This window comes from Stenotrophomonas sp. AGC87 (assembly GCF_057333975.1).
This window is the reverse complement of sequence record NZ_JBHFHW010000025.1, coordinates 23,409-30,979: the sequence shown is the minus strand read 5'-3', so window position 1 is coordinate 30,979 and position 7,571 is coordinate 23,409. Positions and strand designations below refer to the sequence as shown.

The window sequence follows — 7,571 nt, the reverse complement described above, 5'->3', positions numbered from 1 at the left end:
AAAAAAAACCCGCGCCGGTGTTGCCACCGGCGCGTTCTTGATGTTGCGGAAATTACTTGACGCTGACGAGCTTGATTTCGAACTGCACCGCGACGTTCGGCGGGAACGGCGTGCGCGGATCGGCACCATAGGCCTGATCCGGCGGCAGCGTCACTTCCCACTTGGAGCCAGCCGGCATCTGCAGCAGGGCTTCACGCATGGCCTTCATTTCGACTTCGCTGACCTTGATGCCCGGGATCTGCTGGGCCGGACGCGCTTCGGCCGGACGGGTGCCGAACGGGTACGGACCGGCCACTTCCAGCTGCACGGTGCTGGCCTGGGTCGGCTTGGCACCCTTGCCGGCTTCGATCACACGGTACTGCACGCCGCTCGGAAGCGACTGCACGCCGGTCTTGGCCTTGTTCTGGGCCAGGAACTGATCGCTCTTGGTCTTGTTCTCGGCGGCAGCCTTGTCGTACTCAGCCTTGGCGGCCTGCGCACGACCCTGCTCACGCTTCTGGAAGGCTTCGACGGCGGGCTTCAACTGCTCGGCCGTGATCGACGGCTGCTTCTTGGCGTAGGCATCCTGCAGGCCCTTCACCACCGAGTTGATGTCCAGCTGCTCGCCGCGTGCGGTGAGTTCAGCCAGGTTGTTACCGTAGTCGTAACCGAAGTAATAGCTCAGCTTGCCCTTTTCGGACGAGGTGTCCTGGGCGAAGGCATTGCCCGTCAGGGCCAGGGCCGCGACGGCGACCGCGATAGAACGCAACTTCATCAAACTTTTCTCCAGGGGTGGTAACTCAGGACGCGTTGGGCCGCCCTGAGGCGACGGGTTAGGATAGCCGCCGCAACGTTGAACCGCCACTAACGACGCAGGCTCTGACCTGACTTCGTTTCAAGAGTTCAACAATCACTTTTTTTTAACGTTTTCAGGAGTCCTGCCGTGGCCGACGCCCTTATCTCGATTATGGACGATGCCGCCGTGCGCACCGTGACGGTCAACCGCCCGGACAAACTCAACGCCCTCAACCGGGCGACCCTGGAAGCCCTTGATACCGCCTTCTCCGAGGCCGCAGCTGACCCGGCCGTTCGCGTGGTGGTACTGACCGGTGCCGGTCCCAAGGCCTTCGTGGCCGGCGCGGACATCGCCGAAATGAACGGCCTGAGCGCGGTTCAGGGTCGTGATTTCTCGTTGCTGGGCCAGGGATTGATGCGCCGGATCGAGCGCATGCCCAAGCCGGTGATCGGCAAGATCAACGGTTTTGCGCTGGGCGGCGGGCTGGAGCTGGCCATGGCCTGCCACCTGCGGGTGGCCTCCGAGACCGCCAAGGTGGGGCAACCGGAGATCCATCTGGGCCTGATCCCCGGTTTCGGTGGCAGCCAGCGGCTGCTGCGCCTGTGCGGCCGCGCCGCCGCGCTGGAGCTGTGCCTGCTGGGCAGCCCGATCACCGCCGCGCGTGCCGCGCAGTTGGGCATCGTCAATGAGGTGGTTCCGGCTGCGGAGCTGGATGCCCGCGTCCAGGCACTGGCGTCGCAATTGGCCTCGGCCGCGCCTCTCGCGCTGCGCGGCATCCTCGATGCGATCCATATCGGCGGCGAGTGTTCGCTCGGCGAGGGCCTGGAATACGAGAGCGCGCAGTTCGGGCTGATGTTCGCCACCGAGGACATGCGCGAAGGCACCAGCGCGTTCCTGGCGCGCCGGCCGCCGGTGTTCCAGAACCGCTGAGCCCCATGTCGCCTTCCGATACCGCTTCGCCGGCGCAGCTGCTGGCACTCGTCCTCGACGATCAATGGGATGCCGCGCTGGCCGCCGGGCTGATGGACTACGTCGCGCAGCCGGGCGACGAAGCGCTGCGGCCCGATCATCCCGATCTTCCACAGCGGCTGCAGCACGCACAGCAGCAATTGCAACGTGCCTGGGCCGCGCGCGAGCGCTACCGCCAGCGCCAGCAGCGGCTCGCGCGCCGCGCCGCCGAGCGCGATGCACGCCGCGCACCGCCCCCCACACCCGAGATCCAGAAACCCGCCCTGCCCTCGGCCGCTGCCGCGATCCTCGCGCGCGCCAAGGCCAAGGCCGCGGGCCGTACATCCTGATGGCCACGATGAAGAAAACCGCCGCACGCACCGCGCGCATGCCCAAGGCCGACGTGATCGAAATGTTCACGCGCCTGCGCGAACTCAACCCGCACCCCAAGACCGAACTGGAGTACAGCTCGCCGTTCGAGCTGCTGGTGGCGGTCACGTTGTCGGCGCAGGCCACGGATGTCGGCGTCAACAAGGCCACGCGCAAACTGTTCCCGGTCGCCAATACTCCGCAGGCGATCCTTGCGCTCGGTGAAGACGGCTTGAAGAAGTACATCGCCACCATCGGCCTGTACAACGCGAAAGCGAAGAACGTGATTGCAGCCTGCGCGATGCTGGTGGAACAGCACGGCGGCGAGGTGCCGCGTGATCGTGCTGCACTCGAGGCGCTGCCCGGTGTCGGCCGCAAGACTGCCAATGTCGTGCTCAACACGGCCTTCGGCGAGCCGGTGATGGCGGTGGACACGCACATCTTCCGCGTCTCCAACCGCACCGGTCTGGCGCCGGGCAAGGATGTGCGTGCGGTGGAGGATCTGCTGATCAAGGTGATCCCCGCCGAGTTCCTGCTCGACGCGCACCACTGGCTGATCCTGCATGGCCGCTACGTGTGCAAGGCACGCAAGCCGGACTGCCCGCAATGCGTGATCCGCGACCTGTGCCGTTTCAAGGAAAAAACCGCCGCCTGAACGGGGGCCGCGACTGCCATATGGACGCAACCCGGCGGTCATCTGCGCCGGGCATCAATAGCAGCCCCTGACGCCGCTTGGGATACGGGCGATGACGGTTTGTCCGAAACTGTCACATTTACGCAATCTTCACTAATTAGCCTGCGCAGCATCTTCCCACCTGCCTGCAAGGCTCCTTCCATGAAACTGCATCGCCAACTTCTTACTGCGGCCGTGGCGGCTGCGCTGTTCGTTCCGGCTGCTCACGCTGAAGTGGCCATCGACGTGATCGGCGGTTCGGAAATCACGTTCGAAGGCCTGGTCCAGGCTGACGGCAACTGGTTCGACAACGATGTGGCCGACCTCAACGGCGGTGACGCCGGCAACGGCAAGAACAGCGAATTCGAGCTGCGCCGCGCCGAGCTGGTGCTCAAGGGCAAAGGCCCGGGCAATGTGGAATGGGTGGTGGGCTACGACGCCAAGGCCGACAAGTTCCTGGACACCAACCTGAAGTACAAGCTGGCCGGCAACGCCAACCACTTCGTGCAGTTCGGCCAGTTCAAGCAGCCCAACAGCCTGGAAGAACTGTCCAGCACCAAGAACAACGACTTCATCTCCAAGGCTGCGGTCACCAACACCTACGCCGTGGCCCGCCGCCTCGGTGGCGCCTACAGCATCGGCGACAACAACTGGTCCGTCACCGCCAGCGCCTTCGGCCGCGAACTGACCCGCAACCTCGCCCACGGCAGCGGCTACGGCGCGCGTGGCACCTGGGCCCCGATCAATGAAAAGGGCCAGGTCCTGCACTTCGGCCTGAGCTATGTCGATTACGACACCGACGCCGACACCCTGCGCGTGCGTGCCCGCCCGAATGCGGATCTGGCCACCGTGCGCCTGGTCGACAGCGGCAACCTGGTCGATACCGACCGCGTCAGCACGATCGGCGCCGAAGCGATGTACATCGGCGGCCCGTTCAAGGCCCAGGCCGAGTACTACACCAGCAAGGCCAAGCGTTACTCGCACGACAACTACAGCAGCGACGGTTACTACGTCAGCGGCCTGTGGAACATCACCGGCGAGACCTGGGGCTACAAGGGCGGCACCCCGACCACCGGCCTGCCGGACGAGCCGGGCCGCGGCATGTGGCAGCTGGGTGCGCGTTACGACCACATGGACCTCAACGACGGCAACCTGTCGGCGAACCCGGTGGCCGGTCGCCCGCCGATCGTCGATGGCGTGCTGGGCGGCAAGATGGACATCTGGACCGTGGGCGTGAACTACTACTGGCGCTCCAACACCAAGTTCGCGCTGAACTACGTGATGGTGGACAGCAAGAAGTACAGCTCGACCGCGCGCACGTTCGTCAACGACGACCCGAACATCCTCGAAGCGCGCCTGCAGTTCTTCTGGTAAGCGCTGCAACACGCGTGTGACACAAAGGCGCAGCTTCGGCTGCGCCTTTTTTCGTGCCCGCGCGCCGGTATGCTGTGCGCCCTCTGCCCCGTGGATGGAACCCGATGCGTATCGCACTCCCGCTGTTGCTGGCCGCCGCGTGCAGTGCCGCCGCCCTGCCCGCCCAGGCCCAGGACTGCTATGACGCCCAGGCGGCAGCGCAGGAGGCATACACGGTCCGAGCGCCCAACGTGCTGCCCGTTCGCGCCGGCTATACCCGCGACACCGCCGCCAGCGTCTGCCGTCGATGGCCGGCACGCCCCGAGCTGACCTTGGTGGCCACGCCGGTCTGGCGCGACGGCGGCGACAACGACGCCCGCGATGGCGATGTGGAGGTGTTGGTGATCGATTCCGACACCCTCGCCACGCGCGCTTGGACGGTGCTGTCCGGCGCACTCGACAGTGATGCGATCTTCTTCGACGGCATGCACCTGGATACCGCGCGCTACCAGCTTGCGCCGGACACCCTCGCCTTCGGCCTGCGCGTGCAGCGCCGCAATGGCTCCGGGCCCAATCCGTTCAGCGAAGAACAATTGCATCTGCTGGCGGTGCAGGCAGACACGCTGCGCACGCTCGGCCCACCGATGGTGTTGCGTCGTTTCCAGGCCGAGTGGGACACCCGCTGCGCCGGCGACTCCACCGACGTAACGCGCACCGTCGCCGTTGGACCCAAAGGCAAACACGGCTTGGCCGACCTCATCCTGCGTGAGCGGCGGGTCACCACGCACAGCTGGATGGACGGCGACAGCTGCCGCGACCAGGACACGCCGGTGGACGGCGAGCGCCGTGTGCTGCGCTTCGACGGCCGCCACTACGCGGTCCCGGAGGCGCTGCAGCCGTTGTGACATCGCCTCCAGAAGGCGTGTCACGAGGTGGTCATATGACAGTCGCTGCGCTGTCATCGAACCGTTATGGAATGAGCACCGGGCGGGACACCCCGCACCTTCATCCATCCCAGGAGCCACCCCGTGATCCACGCCTTCAAGTCGCGCGCCGCTGTTGCCGTCCTCGCCGCGTCGTCCGTGTTTGCCGCCAACGCCGCCGATGTGACCGGCGCGGGCGCCTCGTTCATCTACCCGGTCATGTCCAAGTGGTCGGCCGACTACAGCACTGCCACCGGCAAGAAGGTCAACTACCAGTCCATCGGTTCCGGTGGTGGTATCGCCCAGATCAAGGCGGCGACCGTTGATTTCGGCTCCTCCGATGCCCCGCTGAAGCCGGAAGAACTGGCTGCGGCCGGCCTGGCCCAGTTCCCGTCGGTCATCGGCGGCGTGGTCCCGGTGATCAACGTGGCCGGCATCGCCCCGGGCGCGCTGAAGCTCGATGGCCCGACCCTGGGCAACATCTTCCTGGGCAAGATCAAGACCTGGAATGACCCGGCGATCGCCGCGCTGAACCCGGGCGTGAAGCTGTCCGACGGCAAGATCACCGTCGTGCACCGCTCGGACGGTTCGGGCACCACCTTCAACTTCGTCAACTACCTCTCCAAGGTCAACCCGGAGTGGAAGACCAAGGTCGGTGAAGGCACCTCGGTCCAGTGGCCGGTCGGCATCGGCGGCAAGGGCAACGAAGGCGTTGCCGCTTACGTGAAGCAGATCAAGGGCGGCATCGGCTACGTCGAACTGTCCTACGCACTGCAGAACAAGATGTCCTACGCCGCGATGAAGAACGCCTCGGGCAAGATCGTGCTGCCGAGCGACACCTCCTTCGCCGCCGCTGCCGCCAGCGCCGACTGGGCCAGCTCCAAGGACTTCTACCTGGTCATGACCAACGCCCCGGGCGCCGATGCGTGGCCGATCACCGCCACCAACTTCATCCTGGTCCGCAAGCAGCCCAAGAACGTCGCCAACGCCAAGGCCACCCAGGAGTTCTTCCGCTGGATCTACAAGAGCGGCGATGCGCAGGCCAAGCAGCTCGACTACGTTCCGCTGCCGGACACCCTGGTCAAGCAGATCGAGACCTACTGGTCGCAGAACCTGAAATATTGAGGAAGCCACCACCCACGGTGGTGACCTGGCGGTAGGTACCGACCCTTGGTCGGTACGCACAACGAGGCAATGGCGCCGGAGGGACCTCTCTCCCCTTCCGGCGCCATCGGGCGCGGACCGCAAGGTTCCGCGCCTTTTTGTTGCCTGCCGCAGAATGCCTGCCCCTTGTGCCGCAAGGCTTTGCGTGCGCTCGGTCACGGCGTCATCAAGCTGTAACAAAAACATCATTTCATAGTCGCGTCGCCGGAAAGACCGGCCCTTATCCCGCTATGGAGTGACGCATGAAACTGCACACGGCCAGCATCGCCGCCCTTTCCCTGGCCATCGCGCTGGGTCTTTCCGCCTGCAAGCCGGGCGCTGAAGGCCAGGCTACCGCGCCGGCCACCGACGCGCCTGCCGCTGCTCCGGCCGCTGGCGACCGCCTGACCGCCGAGATTTCCGGCGCCGGTGCGTCCTTCATCTTCCCGCTGGTGTCCAAGTGGTCGGCCGACTACAACACCGCCACCGGCGCCAAGATCAACTACCAGTCGATCGGGTCGGGTGGCGGCATCGCCCAGATCAAGGCCGGCACCGTTGACTTCGGTTCCTCCGACAAGCCGCTGAGCAGCGAAGAGCTGGCCCAGGCCGGCCTCGGCCAGTTCCCGTCGGCGATCGGCGGCGTGGTGCCGGTGGTCAACATCGACGGCCTGGAAGCCGGCAAGCTGCGCCTGAGCGGCGCGCTGCTGGCCGATATCTTCCTGGGCAAGGTCAAGACCTGGAACGACCCGGCCATCGTCGCCGCCAACCCGGGCGTCACACTGCCGGACGGCAAGATCACCCTGGTCCACCGTTCGGACGGCTCGGGCACCACATTCAACTTCTCCAACTACCTGTCCAAGGTCAGCCCGGACTGGAAGAGCAAGGTCGGCGAAGGCACCTCGGTGCAGTGGCCGGACGGTGTGGGTGGCAAGGGTAATGAAGGCGTGGCGTCGTACGTGAAGCAGATCAAGGGTTCGATCGGCTACGTCGAGCTGGCTTACGCGCTGCAGAACGGCATGCCGTACGCCTCGATGCAGAACGCCGCCGGCAACTGGGTGCAGCCGAGCGCGGAAACCTTCGCCGCGGCAGCCGCCAGCGCCGACTGGGCCAGCGCCAAGGACTTCAACCTGGTCATCACCAATGCCCCGGGCGACCAGGCATGGCCGATCACCGCCACCAACTTCATGCTGATGCACAAGCAGCCCAAGGATGCGCAGCGCAGCAAGGACACCCTGGCGTTCTTCAAGTGGGCCTTCGAGAAGGGCCAGACCCAGGCCAACGAACTGCACTACGTGCCGCTGCCGGCCGAGCTGGTCACCCAGATCGAAGCCTACTGGACCAGCGAGTTCAAGTAAGCCAGACAGCGGGCCTGTGCATAGCGCAGGCC

Annotated in this window: 8 protein-coding genes; 7 read left to right on the top strand and 1 reads right to left on the bottom strand. The window is 65.6% G+C overall.

Annotation, left to right across the window (positions count from 1 at the left end; genetic code table 11):
* Positions 1–52: 52 nt before the first annotated feature.
* Complete coding sequence (locus ACE026_RS09095; protein ID WP_088433054.1) at positions 53–754, bottom strand: FKBP-type peptidyl-prolyl cis-trans isomerase N-terminal domain-containing protein; 702 nt, start codon at positions 752–754, stop codon at positions 53–55.
* Positions 755–946: 192 nt separating this feature from the next.
* On the opposite strand from ACE026_RS09095, the gene ACE026_RS09090 reads away from it, so the two are divergent.
* The 7 genes from ACE026_RS09090 to pstS (ACE026_RS09060) all read left to right on the top strand — a co-directional run bounded on the left by ACE026_RS09090 (position 947) and on the right by pstS (ACE026_RS09060) (position 7,539).
* The gene (locus ACE026_RS09090; protein ID WP_486038768.1) at positions 947–1,705 is read left to right on the top strand and encodes an enoyl-CoA hydratase/isomerase family protein; all 759 of its coding nucleotides are present in this window, start codon (positions 947–949) and stop codon (positions 1,703–1,705) included.
* A 5-nt stretch (positions 1,706–1,710) separates the two neighbouring features.
* On the top strand, positions 1,711–2,073 hold the full coding sequence (locus ACE026_RS09085) for a hypothetical protein (RefSeq protein WP_486038739.1): 363 nt from the start codon (positions 1,711–1,713) through the stop codon (positions 2,071–2,073).
* Positions 2,073–2,747: an endonuclease III gene (gene nth / locus ACE026_RS09080; protein ID WP_486038738.1), complete on the top strand. Its 675-nt coding sequence runs from the start codon at positions 2,073–2,075 to the stop codon at positions 2,745–2,747. Before ACE026_RS09085 ends, nth begins: the two co-directional genes overlap by 1 nt.
* A 180-nt stretch (positions 2,748–2,927) precedes the next feature.
* Complete coding sequence (locus tag ACE026_RS09075) at positions 2,928–4,139, top strand: OprO/OprP family phosphate-selective porin (RefSeq protein ID WP_486038737.1); 1,212 nt, start codon at positions 2,928–2,930, stop codon at positions 4,137–4,139.
* Positions 4,140–4,243: 104 nt separating this feature from the next.
* Complete coding sequence (locus ACE026_RS09070) at positions 4,244–5,023, top strand: PA3715 family protein (protein WP_486038736.1); 780 nt, start codon at positions 4,244–4,246, stop codon at positions 5,021–5,023.
* Positions 5,024–5,146: 123 nt separating this feature from the next.
* The gene (pstS, locus tag ACE026_RS09065; protein WP_486038735.1) at positions 5,147–6,166 is read left to right on the top strand and encodes a phosphate ABC transporter substrate-binding protein PstS; all 1,020 of its coding nucleotides are present in this window, start codon (positions 5,147–5,149) and stop codon (positions 6,164–6,166) included.
* A gap of 281 nt (positions 6,167–6,447) precedes the next feature.
* Positions 6,448–7,539, top strand: a complete 1,092-nt coding sequence (pstS, locus tag ACE026_RS09060; protein WP_486038734.1) for a phosphate ABC transporter substrate-binding protein PstS — start codon at positions 6,448–6,450, stop codon at positions 7,537–7,539.
* The last annotated feature ends 32 nt before the right edge of the window (positions 7,540–7,571 follow it).